Annotated in this window: 10 protein-coding genes; 9 read left to right on the forward strand and 1 reads right to left on the reverse strand. The window is 68.5% G+C overall.

The features are described from left to right. Nucleotides 1–99: 99 nt before the first annotated feature. Nucleotides 100–1098 carry a hypothetical protein gene (locus ACMUOO_RS12980; RefSeq protein WP_301919531.1) on the reverse strand — a complete coding sequence of 333 codons (999 nt, stop codon included), beginning with the start codon at nucleotides 1096–1098 and terminating at the stop codon, nucleotides 100–102. A 212-nt stretch (nucleotides 1099–1310) separates the two neighbouring features. Between ACMUOO_RS12980 and ACMUOO_RS12985 the strand changes: the two genes are divergently transcribed. From ACMUOO_RS12985 to rpoD, 9 genes are all read left to right on the forward strand, one after another. Continuing rightward, a complete protein-coding gene (locus ACMUOO_RS12985; protein ID WP_301919530.1) occupies nucleotides 1311–3098 on the forward strand; it encodes an ABC transporter transmembrane domain-containing protein in 1788 nt (595 codons plus the stop codon). Nucleotides 3099–3233: 135 nt separating this feature from the next. After that, nucleotides 3234–3671: a peptidoglycan-binding protein LysM gene (lysM, locus tag ACMUOO_RS12990; RefSeq protein WP_301919529.1), complete on the forward strand. Its 438-nt coding sequence runs from the start codon at nucleotides 3234–3236 to the stop codon at nucleotides 3669–3671. A 139-nt stretch (nucleotides 3672–3810) separates the two neighbouring features. After that, entirely contained in the window at nucleotides 3811–5706 is a 1896-nt protein-coding gene (locus tag ACMUOO_RS12995) for an acyl-CoA synthetase (RefSeq protein ID WP_301919528.1), read from the forward strand. Between the two features lie 346 nt (nucleotides 5707–6052). Then, entirely contained in the window at nucleotides 6053–7303 is a 1251-nt protein-coding gene (locus ACMUOO_RS13000; RefSeq protein ID WP_301919527.1) for a sarcosine oxidase subunit beta family protein, read from the forward strand. Between the two features lie 147 nt (nucleotides 7304–7450). Further along, nucleotides 7451–7747 carry a sarcosine oxidase subunit delta gene (locus ACMUOO_RS13005; RefSeq protein WP_301919526.1) on the forward strand — a complete coding sequence of 99 codons (297 nt, stop codon included), beginning with the start codon at nucleotides 7451–7453 and terminating at the stop codon, nucleotides 7745–7747. After that, nucleotides 7744–10683, forward strand: a complete 2940-nt coding sequence (locus tag ACMUOO_RS13010) for a sarcosine oxidase subunit alpha family protein (RefSeq protein WP_301919525.1) — start codon at nucleotides 7744–7746, stop codon at nucleotides 10681–10683. The genes ACMUOO_RS13005 and ACMUOO_RS13010 overlap by 4 nt, the downstream gene beginning before the upstream one ends. Continuing rightward, entirely contained in the window at nucleotides 10676–11224 is a 549-nt protein-coding gene (locus ACMUOO_RS13015) for a sarcosine oxidase subunit gamma (RefSeq protein ID WP_301919524.1), read from the forward strand. Before ACMUOO_RS13010 ends, ACMUOO_RS13015 begins: the two co-directional genes overlap by 8 nt. 61 nt (nucleotides 11225–11285) lie before the next feature. Further along, nucleotides 11286–13241 carry a DNA primase gene (dnaG, locus tag ACMUOO_RS13020; protein ID WP_301919523.1) on the forward strand — a complete coding sequence of 652 codons (1956 nt, stop codon included), beginning with the start codon at nucleotides 11286–11288 and terminating at the stop codon, nucleotides 13239–13241. Between the two features lie 107 nt (nucleotides 13242–13348). Continuing rightward, nucleotides 13349–15337 carry an RNA polymerase sigma factor RpoD gene (gene rpoD / locus ACMUOO_RS13025; RefSeq protein ID WP_301919522.1) on the forward strand — a complete coding sequence of 663 codons (1989 nt, stop codon included), beginning with the start codon at nucleotides 13349–13351 and terminating at the stop codon, nucleotides 15335–15337. Nucleotides 15338–15560 lie beyond the last annotated feature (223 nt).

A 15560-nucleotide genomic window follows, 5' to 3' on the forward strand; every position in this document is an offset into this window, starting at 1 on the left:
CGTTTGGAAAAACGGAGAAACTATACGGATCGCAACAAGTCAAAACGGGCGCTTGGCCCCCGCTACCCGCTCCAGGAAATCCCGCGCTTCGACAGCCCCTCAGAAGCGCACGGAATAGTCCGGCTCGCGATTCCTCGGCCCGCCGAGGCCGCGCTGGAGCGTGTAGTTCTCCGCCTCGTTGTCGGCGAGCAACATGTTTCCCGAACAGTGGTCGATCCATATCCGCGGGATCCGTCCGCGCTGGCCGTCGGCATTGCGCACACGGTTGCCGGTGACCTCGAAATTGTTCACCTGGTTCAGGTGAATGCCATTCGGGCTTGTGGTCGCGACCTTGTTGTCGCGGACGATCACGTTGGCATAGGGTCCGCCATGGAAGCTGATCCCCTGCATCTTCGCGCGCAAGGGATTGTCGGGCCGGACCGTCCATTCCACAAGCACGTTGTCCTTGACGACGAGGCCATTGAGCAGCCCGGAGGTCTTGAAGGCCTGGAAGGCGTCGGAGTGGTTCTTGTCGACCTGCATCGCGTCGGTGGCGCGATTGCCGATGACGACGCAGTTGTCCTCGGTGGCGCGGAAGGCATCGCCGGAAAAGCCGAAGATGAGGTTGCCGAATATCTCGGAGTTCTTGCCGCTGACACCGTAGCCGAAGTTCACGCCGATGGCGGCGTTGTTGCGGATGACGCTGTTCGGCCCTCGCAGGAGCGCCGCACCGATCTTCGCCTCGGTCCAGTCGGCGAGCGTCCATTTGGCGTGGTTGTCGCTGTCGGCGCGGCCGCGGAAGAGCGTGTCGGAGACCTCGATGCCGGCGCAGTCGGGATAGGCGTGGATCAGATAGAGTTTGCGGTCGACGCGCGGCACCGGCGCGAGCGGCCACATCGTCAGCCCCGCGAAGGCGATGTTGGCGCAGTCGCCGAGGATGAGCTTCTCGAAATGCGCCGCGCCGGGCTTGGCGGCCCGGAGCGTCACCGTTGCCTCCGGCCGTATACCCGCGAGCCGCACCTCACCGAACTGGCCGTTGAGTTCGATCGTGTCACGCGGCCCCGCCTTGCGGAGCAGCGACTGAAGGTCGCGGGCGTTCTCGGCCGAATGGGTCGTCACCATGTCCTCCGTCTCCGTTGCGCCGGGGCGGGGCGTCGGTTCCAGCCTAGCCGCAAGCCCGCCCCGGCCGCAACCCGGGCGACGGACGGGGGAGGCGCCCGGCGGCTTCCTGCCGCGCTGCGGCGACAGCGCCTGCGGCGTTGGCGCCCTTGCCCCGGGGCGCGCCTGCCCCTAAACCCCGGCGCAGAACCCCAGCCACCGGGAGGATGGGCATGGCGCGACGGGACATGACGGCGGAGGACAGGGCTGCCGCGAAGCGGGTGGGTGCGCTCGGCGGGCTCAGGCCCTTTCTCGCGCCCTATCGCGGGCTCGTCGTCATGGCGGGCGCGGCGCTCGTCCTCACGGCCTCGATCTCGCTTCTGCTGCCGGTGGCGGTACGCCGGGTCATCGACGGCTTCAATTCCGGCGCGGCCCTGCTCGACAGCTATTTCGCCGGTGCCATGGTCATTGCCGCGCTGCTCGCGCTCGGTACCGGGGCGCGCTACTACCTCGTCACCCGGCTGGGCGAGCGCGTGGTGGCCGATATCCGCAAGGCGGTCTTCGACCGCGTGATCGGGATGAGCCCGGCCTTCTACGAACGCATCATGACCGGCGAGGTCGTCAGCCGGATCAGCACCGACACGACGCTGATCCTGTCGGTGATCGGCTCTTCCGTATCGGTCGCGCTCAGGAATCTCCTGATCCTTCTCGGCGCCATGGTGATGATGCTCCTGACCTCGGCCAAGCTCACGGGGCTCGTCTTCCTCATCGTCCCGGCGGTGATCGTGCCGATCATCACGCAGGGGCGGCGGCTGAGGCGGCTCAGCCGCGAGAACCAGGACTGGATCGCCGCCTCCTCAGGCGCGGCGTCCGAGGCGCTTTCGGCGGTGCAGACGGTGCAGGCATTCACCCACGAGACGGCCACACGCGCCGACTTCGCGCGGGTGACGGAGGAAAGCTTCGACTCCGCGCGCGCGCGCATCCGCACCCGGGCGGCGATGACCGTCATCGTCATCTTCCTCGTCTTCGCCGGCGTGGTCGGCGTGCTCTGGATCGGTGCGCGCGACGTGCGGGCGGGCGCGATGAGCCCGGGCGAGCTTGTTCAGTTCGTCATCTACGCGGTCATGGCAGCGGGTTCGGTTGCGGCGCTTTCGGAAATCTGGGGCGAGTTGCAGCGGGCGGCGGGGGCGACGGAGCGGCTCGTGGAGCTTCTCGCCGCCGCCGACAGCGTGCGCGACCCGGCGGAGCCGGTCGCCCTGCCGCGGCCAGCGACGGGGGAGATCGTCTTCGACGACGTGACCTTCCACTACCCGACTCGGCCGGACCAGTCCGCGCTGGAAGGCGTGGACCTGCACGTCCGGCCCGGCGAGACTGTGGCGCTCGTCGGTCCCTCGGGTGCGGGCAAGACGACGGTGATCCAGCTTCTCCTGCGCTTCTACGACCCCGACCGGGGGCGCATCACCATCGATGGCGTGGCGCTCTCGGACATGGCGCGGTCCGACTTCCGACGCGCCATTGCGCTGGTGCCGCAGGATCCGGTGATCTTCGCCGCCTCGGCGCGCGAGAACATCCGCTACGGCAGGCCGGATGCCACCGACGCCGAGGTGGAGGCCGCTGCCCGCGCCGCGGCCGCGCACGAGTTCATCTCGGCGCTTCCCGAAGGGTATGCGAGCTTTCTCGGCGAGCGTGGCGTGATGCTCTCGGGCGGGCAGAAGCAGCGCATCGCCATCGCCCGCGCGATCCTGCGGGACGCGCCGATCCTCCTTCTTGACGAGGCGACCTCGGCGCTCGATGCCGAAAGCGAACGCGCGGTGCAGCGCGCGGTGGACGAACTTGCCAGGGGCCGCACGACATTGATCGTGGCGCACCGGCTCGCCACGGTGAAGAAGGCCCACCGCATCGTCGTCTTCGACGCGGGCAAGATCGTGGCGAGCGGCACCCACGACGACCTCGTGGCCGAGGACGGGCTCTACGCCCGCCTCGCACGGCTCCAGTTCACCGAAGGGGCCGGGGCGGCGTGATCCCGGCAGGTGCCAGCAGCGCGGCAATGGTTCCGTAGCGTTGCGGGTTGCCTCGCGCGGCACCGCGGCCGATAGTCCGACCGGGGGCGAGGTGTTCCTCGCGCCATCTCGAGTCAGGTAGTATTGGAGACGACCATGGGTGTCTGGAGTTTCGTCAAGGACGCAGGAAAGAAGCTTCTCGGCGGCGGCGCGGCTGAGGCGGCCGAGGCGCCGGAAGCGGCGCTGAAGAAGGAGATCGAGGATCTTGGCCTCGACGCGTCCGGGCTCGACCTCAAGGTCGAGGGCGACACGGTCAAGGTCGCGGGCAAGGCCGTGAGCCCCGAGATGAAGGAAAAGGTCATCCTCGCCGTGGGCAACGTCGCAGGCGTGGCCAAGGTGGAGACGAGCCACGACGAGGATACCACGGCGGCCGTGTTCCATACCGTCGCCAAGGGCGACACGCTGTCGGCCATCGCCAAGAAGACGCTCGGCAACGCCAACCGGTACATGGAGATCTTCGAGGCGAACAAGCCGATGCTGAAGCACCCCGACAAGATCTATCCCGGCCAGGTGCTGCGCATCCCGCAGAAGTGATCCTGCCCCGACCGGCCGGCATCCGTGACGCGGCGTCCCGGCCCGGTCGGGACCAAGCGTCACTCTTGCCCGCTGCCCGGTTTGCCCCCATCCTTCGACCCAATGAGAAGCCCGGCGGAGCGGGCGAGGGGAGGAGTTCATGGGGAAGTTTTCAGGGGTCGCCGACCGTGATGCCGTCGAGCGCGAACTGCCATATGCGGAGCGCGACCTTCCGGTCACGATCTACCAGTTCCTGAGCCGCACGCGCGACGCCCACGGCGCCCGTCCGGCGATCAGCTTCCAGCTGCTCTCGGACCCGAAGTCGAGGGCCGAGACATGGACCTGGAACACGTTCCTCGGCCGGATCACGCAGGCCGCGAACCTCTTCCGCAGCCTGGGTGTCGGCGAAGGGGATACCGTCGCCTACCTCCTTCCCAACACCCTCGAGACGGCGGCGGTGCTGCTTGGCGGGGCCGTCGCGGGCATCGTGAACCCGATCAACCCCCTCCTCGATCCCGAGCAGATCGCTGCCATCCTGCGCGAGACGAAGGCAAAGGTGCTGGTGACGCTGAAGGCCTTCCCGAAGACCGATGTTCCGCAAAAGGCCGCCGCCGCCGTGGCGCTGGCCCCGAACGTCCAGACGGTGCTGGAAGTCGATCTGAATCGCTACCTCGGGCCGCCGAAATCCTGGATCGTGCCCTTCGTCCGGCCGAAGAATCCCGCCCTGCACAAGGCCCGCGTGCGGGACTTCGCCGCCGAATGCGCGCGCCAGCCCGCCGACCGGCTGAGCTTCGCCGACAGCGCGGGCGACCGGGTCGCGGCCTACTTCCACACGGGCGGCACGACCGGTATGCCGAAGGTCGCGCAGCACAAGTATTCCGGCATGATCTACAACGGTTGGCTGGGCGGCCGGCTTCTCTTCGACGAGACCGACGTGCTGATCTGCCCGTTGCCGCTCTTTCACGTCTTCGCAGCCTATCCGGTCCTGATGTCGGTGATCGCGAGCGGCGCGCACATGGTCATGCCGACGCCTGCGGGCTATCGGGGCGATGGCGTCTTCGACAACTTCTGGAAGCTGATCGAGCGCTGGCGCGTGTCCTTCCTGATCACGGTGCCCACCGCCATTGCAGCGCTGATGCAGCGCCCGGTCGATGCCGATGTCTCCTCGCTCAAGATCGCGATCTCGGGCTCCGCACCCCTGCCGCTCGAGCTTTACAACCGATTCGAGAAGGCGACCGGCGTGCAGATCGCCGAGGGCTACGGCCTGACCGAGGCCACCTGCCTGGTCTCCTGCAATCCGGTGGACGGCAAGAAGAAGGTCGGATCGGTCGGCGTGCCCTTGCCCTATTGCAATGTCCGAATCCTGCACACTGACGGCAACGGCGGCGTCCGGAAGGAATGCGCCGTGGACGAGGTGGGCGAGATCTGTGTCTCCAACCCCGGCGTCTTCGAGGGCTCCACCTACACCGAAGTGGACAAGAACCGCGACCTCTTTGCCGAGGGCCGCTACCTGAGGACCGGCGATCTCGGCCGGATCGACGCGGACGGCTATCTCTGGATCACCGGCCGGGCGAAGGACCTGATCATCCGCGGCGGCCACAACATCGACCCGGCCGAGATCGAGGAGGCGCTGATGGGCCACCCCGCAGTCGCCTTCGTCGGCGCCATCGGCCAGCCCGATGCCTTCGCAGGCGAGCTGCCTTGCGCCTACGTCGAACTCGTGAAGGGTGCAGAGGTGACGGTCGAGGACCTGATGGAGTATGCCCGGACCCATATCCACGAACGCGCCGCGGTGCCGAAGCATGTCGAGATACTGCCCGAACTGCCGAAAACGGCGGTGGGAAAGATCTTCAAGCCCGACCTGCGGAAGCTCGCGATCCGGCGTGTCTACGATGCCGCGCTGGCCGAGGCGGGCCTTGCCGTGCGGGTGCGCGAGGTCGTCGAGGACCGGAAGCGCGGGCTCGTCGCACGAATCGAACGCACGGGTCCAGTCGACGAGGACGCGCTCAGGCACAAGCTTGGCGAGTTCACGCGACCCTGGGACTGGGCCGAGTAGCACCCCGGGCCAGTGACGACGCAAGGTCGGCCCGGCTGTCGCGCGGGGCATGACGCCGAGCGGAATCTGTCGGTAAACCGCTTCGTCACGGAAGCGCAGGCTCGGGACTTCGCCGTCTCGCGCGCCGAGATCATCCGTCCCGATACCGCCTGGGCGGGGACCTTCCCTCATCGCGATGCGGCAGCCGCCCGGCCGGCCGTCCAACCGGCCGGGTTTTTTCGTCTTCGGCCGTCCAGCGACACATTCTGTCGCGGAAAGGCGCGGCAAGCCCGCTCGGGCGTTGAAATCTGCCGGCGGGGCCGTTTCACTGCCGGCGGGGCAGGGCGATCCGTGAACGGAGGGGACGATGCGCTATTCGGGGCTCAGGGTCATCCGCGAGGGGCTCTCGGGCAACAGGGGCTGGGGCCCCGCCTGGCGCGATCCCGCGCCGAAGGACGAATACGAGGTCGTCATCATCGGCGGCGGCGGGCACGGGCTTTCAACCGCCTACTACCTGGCGAAGAACCACGGCATCACCAATATCGCGGTCCTCGAGAAGGGTTACCTCGGCGGCGGCAACGTCGGTCGCAATACGACCATCGTGCGCGCCAACTACTTCCTGCCCGGCAACCAGGAATTCTATTCCCACTCGCTGAAGCTCTGGGAGGGGCTGGAGGCGGAGCTGAACTACAACGTGATGCATTCGCAGCGCGGGCTCATCAACCTCTTCCATTCCGACGGCCAACGCGACGCCTTCGCGCGGCGCGGCAACGCGATGGTCAACCAGGGCGACGACGCGATCCTCCTGGACCGCGAAGGGGTGCGCCGCCATCTGCCCTACCTCGACTTCGAGCAGACGCGCTTTCCGATCTACGGCGGGCTCTACCACCCACGCGGCGGCACCGCGCGGCACGACGCGGTCGCCTGGGGCTATGCGCGGGGCGCGGACCGGCGGGGCGTGGACCTGGTCCAGAACTGCGAGGTGACCGGGATCGACATCGAGGGCGGCCGGGTGCGCGGCGTCCGGACCACGCGCGGGGCGATCCGGGCGAAGAAGGTAGGGATCGTCGTCGCGGGGCGGTCGGGCCAGGTCGCGGCGATGGCCGGGATGCGGCTGCCGATCGAGAGCCATATACTCCAGGCCTTCGTGACCGAGGGGCTGAAGCCCGTGATCGACCATGTGGTAAGCTTCGGCATGGGGCATTTCTACATCTCGCAGAGCGACAAGGGCGGGCTCGTCTTCGGCGGCGACCTCGACTTCTATGCCTCCTATGCCGCGCGGGGCAACCTTCCGATGGTGGAGCATGTGATGGAGGCGGGCATGACGCTGATGCCGATGATCGGCAAGGCGAAGGTGCTCAGGTCCTGGGGCGGGATCATGGACATGACACCCGACGGCTCGCCGATCATCGACCGGACCGATGTCGGCGGGCTCTACATCGACTGCGGCTGGAACTACGGCGGCTTCAAGGCCGTGCCCGCCTCGGGCTGGTGCATGGCGCATCTGATGGCCACCGGAGAAAGCCACGCCGTCGCGCGCCGCTTCCGCCTCGACCGTTTCCTGACCGGGCACCTCCTCGACGAGGAAGGCACCGGCAGCCAGCACAATTTGCACTGAGATGATGTGCCCGGACCGATCCCCCCACCCCATCCCTCCCCACCAGGGGGAGGGTGCCGCGCTGCGCGAGACGGCGCAATCGGCGCTTCCTTCCCCCGCGTTGGGAGGGATGGGGCGGGAGGTGGGCCGCGCCAGGGGAGACCGACCATGCGCCTGACCTGCCCCCTTTGCGGCGAACGCGACCGGCGCGAGTTCACCTACTACGGCGCCGCCGTCTATGCCGACCGGCCGGAGGCGGATGCCGGGCCGGAAGCCTGGGACGACTACCTCCACCTGCGGGACAACCCGGCCGGCGAGACGCGCGACCTCTGGTACCACGAGCTTGGCTGTTCGGCCTGGATCGAGGTCACGCGCGACACGGTGAGCCACGCGGTCACCGCCACGCGCCTCGTGGCGGAGCGCGAGCCCCCTGCGGCGCCGAAGGGAAGGGGACGGCGGGCATGAGGATCGCCGGCAAGGGACTCATCGACCGGTCGGAGACTGTGGGCTTCCGCTTCGACGGCCGCGACTACACCGGCTTTCGCGGTGACACTCTGGCCTCCGCGCTCCTCGCCTCGGGCATCCGCATCTTCGGCCGGTCGTTCAAGTACCACCGGCCGCGCGGCGTGATGACGACCGGGTCGGAGGAACCGAATGCGCTCGTCACCCTGGGACGGGGCGCCCGCCAGGTGCCCAATGTGCGCGCCACGGTGCAGGAAATTCATGCCGGGCTAGAGGCGCGCGGGCAGAACGCCTGGCCGTCGATCGGGCTCGACCTCATGGAGTGCAACGACCTCTTCGCGCCCTTCTTCGGCGCAGGTTTCTACTACAAGACCTTCATGTGGCCGAAAGCCCTTTGGGAAAGCCTCTACGAGCCGCTGATCCGTCGCGCGGCGGGGCTCGGCGCGCTGTCGGGGAAGTCGAGCGACGAGGCCTACGAGAAGGCCTGGGCCTTCTGCGACATTCTCGTCATCGGCTCGGGTCCCGCGGGCCTCATGGCCGCCCTCGTGGCGGGGCGTGCTGGTGCCGACGTGATCCTCGCGGAGGAGGACAGCCGCATGGGCGGACGGCTCCTGCTCGAGTCGCACCAGATCGCGGGCCGTCCCGGCGCGGACTGGGCGGCCGAGGTGCTGGCCGAGCTTTCCGCGCTTCCGAATGTCCGCCTGATGCCCCGCACCACGGTGACCGGCGCCTATGACGGCGGCACCTACGGCGCCCTGGAACGGGTGGGCCTGCATGTTGCCAACCCCTCGGGCGACCTGCCGCGCGAATGCTTCTGGCGGATCGTGGCGAGGCGCGCCGTGCTCGCCTCGGGGGCGCACGAACGCCAGATCGCCTTTGCCAACAACGACCGGCCGGGGATCATGACCGCGGGCGCGGTGCGCGGATACCTCAACCGCTGGGGTGTCGCGGCCGGCAAGTCGGTCACGGTCTTCGGCAACAACGACTACGCCCACCGCACGGCGCGCGACCTCTCTGCGGCAGGCGTTCGCATCGCGGCGCTTGTCGACGTGCGCGAGGATGTCGCCGTGCCGGGCGACTTCCCCGTCCATGCCGGCTGCCGCGTCATCGACACGGCCGGCCGGCGGGGCCTGCGCGAGGTTGTGATCGCCGACCGCGAGGGCAAGGTCTCGCGCATCGTCAGCGACTGCCTCGCGGTTTCGGGCGGCTGGAACCCGGCGCTGCACCTCGCCTGCCACATGAACGGCCGGCCCGACTGGCGCGAGGACCTCGCGGCCTTCGTGCCCCGCGCCGGCATGGTTCCGGGGCTCACCGCCGCCGGGGCCGCGAACGGCGCCTTCTCGACCCACGCCTGCCTCGCGGAGGGCGTCGGGGCGGCCGAGGCGGCACTGGAGCATCTGGGACGTCGGCCGCCGCCGACGGATCTGCCGCAGGCCGAGGATGCGGGCGTGCGCATCCGTGCGTACTGGGAAGTGCCGGAGCCGAAGCACCGCGCCTGGCTCGACTTCGCCAATGACGTGACGACGAAGGACGTGCGGCTTGCCGCGCAGGAGAACTACCGCAGCGTCGAGCACATGAAGCGCTACACGACGCAGGGCATGGCGCCGGACCAGGGAAAGAACTCCAACGTCGCGGCGCTGGCCATCCTTGCCGACGCGACCGGCCGGGCAATCCCCGAGACCGGGACGACGACCTTCCGACCGCCCTTCACGCCCGTCTCCATCGCCGCGATGGGCGCGGGCGGGCAGGGCCGGGGGTTCGCGCCCCAACGGCGCACGACTTCCGATGGCGCCGCGCGGGATCGCGGCGCGCCGATGATCGAGGCCGGGCTCTGGTATCGCGCCGCCTATTTCCCGCGACCGGGCGAGGCGACCTGGCGCGAATCCTGCGACCGCGAGGTCAGGATGGTGCGGGAACGGGTCGGCGTGGCCGACGTCTCCACGCTCGGCAAGATCGACATCCAGGGAAAGGATGCCGCCCGCTTCCTCGACCGCGTCTACACCAACACCTTCTCGACGCTGAAGCCGGGGCGGGTCCGCTACGGCCTCATGCTGCGCGAGGACGGCATGGTGATGGACGACGGCACCACCGCCTGCCTCGGCGAGGGCCACTACCTGATGACCACGACGACCGCCGCGGCGGGACAGGTCATGCGGCACCTCGACTTCGTCCACCAGGCGCATTGCCCGGACTGGGACGTTCGGATGATCTCGGTCACCGAGAGCTGGGCGCAGTTCGCCGTGGCTGGCCCGCTGGCGCGCGAGCTGCTCAATTCGGTCCTGGAAGCGCCGATCGACTGCGAAGCCTTTCCCTTCCTCTCCTGCGGGCCGGTCCGCGTGATGGAAGTGGAGGCGCGGCTATTCCGCATCTCCTTCTCCGGCGAGGCGGGATACGAGATCGCGGTGCCCGCGCGTTTCGGCGCGGCGCTCTGGCGGGATATCGTGGCGCGGGCGGAAAGCCTCGGCGGCGGGGCCTACGGGATGGAGGCGCTCAATGTCCTCAGGATCGAGAAGGGTTTCATCACACATGCAGAGATCCACGGTCGGGTGACCGCCTTCGACATCGGACTGCAGGGGATGGTGAGCGCCAAGAAGGATTGCATCGGAAAGGCCGCGAGCCAGCGGCCCGGACTGACGGGGCCGGAGCGCGAGCAGCTCGTGGGCCTCAGGCCGATTCCGGCCGGGCGCGCCATTGCCGCGGGCGCGCATCTCTTCGACGAGGGGACGGCGGCGGTCTCGTCAAACGACCGAGGTTATGTCACCTCGGTCTGCTGGTCGCCCACGCTGCGCAGCTACCTCGCGCTGGCCTTCCTGAAGGACGGTCGGGCGCGGATCGGCGGCCGGGTGAAGCTCGTGGACCACCTGCGCAAGGCGGAGGTCCTGTGCGAGGTGACGCATCCGGTATTCTTCGACCCCGAGGGAGGGCGCGCCCGTGCCTAGGCTCATCGAGACCTCCGCCTGCGAGGGGCTGCTGCCGGTTATCCTGCCCGAGGTCGGGCTGAGCGAGCTGCCCTTCGCCCCCGTGACCTCCGTCGCGCCCTTTGCCGGCAAGGAGAAGGCAGTGGGGACGGCGCTGAAGAAGCTCGGGCTCGGCTGGCCCGGCCCCGGCCAGTCGGTCCGCGCCGGCGAGGCCGCCTGCCTCTGGACCGGTCGCGGCCAGGCGTTCCTTGTCGCGGCCGCGCCCGAGGGGCTGGCGGGACTTGCCGCGCTGACCGACCAGTCGGACGGCTGGGCGCGGATGCGGCTTCAGGGCCCGGGGGCCGAGGCCGTGCTGGCGCGCCTCGTGCCTCTCGATCTTCGGGTTGCGGCCTTTCCCGAAGGCGCGGTGGCCCGGAGCGGACTCAACCATATGATGATGGTGCTGATGCGCGAGGGTCCGCAGGCGTTCCAGATCATGGTCTTCCGTTCCATGGCCGGGTCGGCCGTCCATGAACTTGCGGTGGCGATGAAGGCGCTCTGCGCCCGCGCGGCGCTCGGCTGACCGCGGCGGAGCGGGCCTACGGCCCCTTGCTCGCGGCGATCGAAGGGCCGATATTCGGCCGATGAGTCTGCCCCCCGGTTTCCTCGACGAGCTTCGTGCCCGGACGACGCTGAGTCACGTCGTCGGCCGCAAGGTGACGTGGGACCAGCGCAAGTCGAACCAGGCCAAGGGCGACTTCTGGGCGCCGTGCCCGTTCCATCAGGAAAAGACTGCGTCCTTCCATGTCGATGACCGCAAGGGCTATTACTACTGCTTCGGCTGCCACGCGAAGGGCGATGCGCTGAGCTTTCTGCGGGAAGCCGAGGCCATGCCCTTCATGGAGGCGGTCGAGACGCTGGCGCGCGCGGCCGGGATGGCGATGCCCGCGGCCGATCCGAAGGCGGCCGAGCGCGCCGACCGGCGCGGCGAGCTTGCGAAGGTCATGGAGGAGGCCGTCCGCCACTACCGGCTGCAGCTCAGAACCTCGGCCGGGGCGGCGGCGCGCGACTACCTGGCGCGGCGCAAGCTGTCCGAGACGGCGCAGGATCGGTTCGAGATCGGCTTTGCGCCGGAAGGATGGCAGGGGCTCTGGGACCATCTGAAGGCCAAGGGCATTGCCGACGATCTCATCCTCGACGCCGGACTGGCGAAGGCCAGCACGAAGGGCAAGGCGCCCTACGATGTCTTCCGAAACCGCATCATGTTTCCGATCCGCGATGCGCGCGGCCGCTGCATCGCCTTTGGCGGCCGGGCCATGGACCCCGCCGACAGCGCGAAGTACCTCAATTCGCCCGAAACCGAGCTCTTCGACAAGGGGCGCACGCTCTACAACCACGGGCCCGCGCGCGAGGCGGCCGGGAAGGGCCAGCGGCTTGTCGTGGCGGAGGGCTACATGGACGTGATCGCGCTCGTGGGCGCCGGCTTCGAGGCGGCCGTGGCCCCGCTCGGCACCGCGATCACGGAAGACCAGCTTCAGCTTCTCTGGCGCATTCACCCCGAACCCCTGATCATGCTCGACGGCGACACCGCGGGCATCCGCGCGGCCACGCGGCTGGTGGATCTTGCGCTGCCCCTGCTCAAGGCGGGGCAGGGCCTGCGCTTCGTCATCCTGCCCGAGGGTCTCGACCCCGACGATCTCATCCGCAGCCGCGGTCGCGAGGCGATGGCGGCAGCCATCGACGGGGCCGAACCGATGGTGAACCTGCTCTGGCGGCGCGAGACCGAGAGCCGTGTCTTCGACAGTCCCGAACGGAAGGCGGCGCTCGACAAGATCCTGCGCGAGGCGATCCGGCGCATTGCCGACCCCTCGATCCGCGCGCATTACGGCGATGAGATCAAGCGGCTGCGCTGGGAACTTTTCGCGGCCGGCCGGTCTCTGCCGCAGGGACGGGCGGCGCGGCGGACGGAGGGGGGCGCGCACCGGTTCCGTTCCGGTGCCCCGGCCGAGCCCCTGCCGGGCACGCGGGCCTCGCTCCTCGCCGCCGCCCGGGTCGGAGACGTCGAGGACTATCTGCGCGAGGCGATGATTCTCGCCATCGCGATCACGCATCCGGCCTGTGTCACCCGCTTCGAGAGCGAGTTCGAAACGCTTCACCTGCGGGACGCGAGCCACGAGCGCCTGCGCAATGCGGTTCTCTCGGCCGCGCATGACGGCGATCCCGGTTCCTTGCGGGAAAGAGTGGCGCGCGTAGCCGGCGCCGAGCTTGAAAAGCTCTTCGCGCTGACCCATGTGCGCATCGCCCCCCCGGTGCGCAATGCGGACGATTACGACTTTGCCGAGATGTGCCTTGCCGAGGAACTCGCCAAGCTGGAAGCCAGACGCGGCATGGAGGCCGAGGTGGCCGAGGCGATGGAGGATCTCGCCGGGCTTGCCGACGAGGGCCTGACATGGCGGCTGAGCCAGGCGGCCGAGGCACGGCACCGGGCGGAGCGGTCGAAACTCGACGACGACAGCGACATGGGCGAGGATCGCGGTGCTCTCTCGGCCGGGCTTCAGCGGCTCATCGACGCGGCCGTCTGGGAGAAGAAGAAACCCTGAAGGCCGCGAACGCGGGGCCGCCGCCTCTGTGATTCGCCGCCGTGATTCGCTAAGACGGTCGAGCCGATTCGCCCCGCGCCCGAGTCGCCCGCCAGGAAGGAGCCCCGATGGCCGCCAAGGATACCGACGAGCAGAAGCCGGAAGCCGACGACAGCGAGCACACGCTCGACATGTCGCAGGCCGCGGTCAAGCGGATGATCGCCGACGCGCGCGAGCGCGGCTACATCACCTACGACCAGCTCAACTCCGCCCTTCCGCCCGAACAGGTTTCCTCCGAGCAGATCGAGGACGTGATGTCGATGCTCTCCGAGATGGGCATCAACGTCATCGAGGAGGAGGAGGCCGAGGAAGGCGAGAGTGCCGCGGGCGCCGTGGTGGAGGCATCGACCTCGCGCGAGGTCGCAATCGCCACCTCGGCGGGCGAGACGCTCGACCGGACCGACGACCCGGTGCGGATGTACCTGCGCGAGATGGGGACGGTGGAGCTTCTGTCGCGCGAGGGCGAAATCGCCATCGCGAAGCGCATCGAGGCCGGCCGCAACACGATGATCGCCGGGCTCTGCGAAAGCCCGCTGACCTTCCAGGCCATCACGATCTGGCGCGACGAGCTTCTGAACGAGGATATCCTCCTGCGCGACGTGATCGACCTGGAGGCGACCTTCGGCCGCTCGCTCGACGAGGAGGGCGACATCGAGGCTCCCGTCGTCGACGGGGGGGAAGCTGCCCCCCGCAAGGCCGAAGGCGACGAAGCGGAGCCCGAGCTTGACGCCGATGGCAACCCGATCATGCGGGCCGAGGACGAGGACGAGGACGACGAGGCCTCCAACATGTCGCTCGCGGCGATGGAAGCCGCACTGAAGCCGCGCGTGCTGGAAATCCTCGAGAACATCGCGCGCGACTATTCCCGGCTGGCCGAAATGCAGGACCAGCGGATGTCGGCCACGCTGAACGAGGACGGCACCTTCACGGTGGCCGACGAGACCGCCTATCAGAAGCTCAGATCCGAGATCGTGGTGCTGGTGAACGAGCTTCACCTGCACAACAACCGGATCGAGGCGCTGATCGACCAGCTCTACGGCATCAATCGCAAGATCATGCAGATCGACTCGGCGATGGTGAAGCTCGCCGACGCGGCGCGCATCAACCGCCGCGAGTTCATCGACGAATACCGCGGCTACGAGCTCGACCCGACCTGGCTCGACCGGATGGCGGCGAAATCGGGTCGCGGCTGGCAGGCCCTGGTCGAGAAGAGCCAGGACAAGGTGGAGGATCTGCGCGCCGACATGGCCCAGGTCGGCCAGTATGTCGGCGTCGACATCCAGGAGTTCCGCCGCATCGTCAACCAGGTCCAGAAGGGCGAGAAGGAAGCCCGGCAGGCCAAGAAGGAAATGGTCGAAGCGAACCTGCGTCTGGTAATTTCGATTGCCAAGAAATACACCAACCGTGGCCTGCAATTCCTTGATCTCATTCAGGAAGGCAATATCGGCCTGATGAAGGCCGTGGACAAGTTCGAGTACCGCCGCGGCTACAAGTTCAGCACTTACGCGACCTGGTGGATCCGGCAGGCGATCACCCGGTCGATCGCCGACCAGGCCCGCACGATCCGGATCCCCGTCCACATGATCGAGACGATCAACAAGCTGGTGCGGACGGGGCGCCAGATGCTGCACGAGATCGGGCGGGAACCGACGCCCGAGGAACTGGCCGAGAAGCTGCAGATGCCGCTCGAGAAGGTCCGCAAGGTGATGAAGATCGCCAAGGAACCGATTTCGCTCGAGACGCCGATCGGCGACGAGGAGGACAGCCAGCTTGGCGACTTCATCGAGGACAAGAACGCAATCCTGCCGCTCGACTCGGCGATTCAGGAGAACCTGAAGGAGACGACGACCCGCGTGCTCGCGTCCCTGACGCCGCGCGAGGAGCGGGTCCTGAGGATGCGCTTCGGGATCGGCATGAACACCGACCACACGCTTGAGGAAGTCGGCCAGCAGTTCAGCGTGACGCGGGAACGCATCCGGCAGATCGAGGCCAAGGCGCTCAGGAAGCTGAAGCATCCGTCGAGGTCGAGGAAGCTGCGGAGCTTCCTGGATCAGTAACGGGCGCGCCGCCCGGGCGCCCGCGACCATCATCCAAGCGGCGGTCCGGGGCGGCATCTGCCGGGCCGGCGGTGCGGCGGGGGACGCGCCCCCGCGGTCTCATCCTTTCGCAGGACGGAGGCCCCGGGTCACACGCGGTCCTTGTCGTGCCCTGCGACACGGGCATTCGACACGCGCCAGTGCCGCCTGCGCCGCAATTCTGCCGCCTTCGGCAGGGATTGTC

The organism is Albidovulum sp., from assembly GCF_041919395.1.
Lineage (GTDB): Bacteria > Pseudomonadota > Alphaproteobacteria > Rhodobacterales > Rhodobacteraceae > Albidovulum.

What these genes read in the sequence shown, in the direction of transcription:
- ACMUOO_RS12985 (WP_301919530.1), top strand. Translation starts at nt 1,311, where the DNA reads ATGGCGCGACGGGACATGACGGCGGAGGACAGGGCTGCCGCGAAGCGG.
- ACMUOO_RS13000 (WP_301919527.1), top strand. Translation starts at nt 6,053, where the DNA reads ATGCGCTATTCGGGGCTCAGGGTCATCCGCGAGGGGCTCTCGGGCAAC.
- rpoD (WP_301919522.1), top strand. Translation starts at nt 13,349, where the DNA reads ATGGCCGCCAAGGATACCGACGAGCAGAAGCCGGAAGCCGACGACAGC.
- ACMUOO_RS13005 (WP_301919526.1), top strand. Translation starts at nt 7,451, where the DNA reads ATGCGCCTGACCTGCCCCCTTTGCGGCGAACGCGACCGGCGCGAGTTC.
- dnaG (WP_301919523.1), top strand. Translation starts at nt 11,286, where the DNA reads ATGAGTCTGCCCCCCGGTTTCCTCGACGAGCTTCGTGCCCGGACGACG.
- ACMUOO_RS13010 (WP_301919525.1), top strand. Translation starts at nt 7,744, where the DNA reads ATGAGGATCGCCGGCAAGGGACTCATCGACCGGTCGGAGACTGTGGGC.
- lysM (WP_301919529.1), top strand. Translation starts at nt 3,234, where the DNA reads ATGGGTGTCTGGAGTTTCGTCAAGGACGCAGGAAAGAAGCTTCTCGGC.
- ACMUOO_RS12995 (WP_301919528.1), top strand. Translation starts at nt 3,811, where the DNA reads ATGGGGAAGTTTTCAGGGGTCGCCGACCGTGATGCCGTCGAGCGCGAA.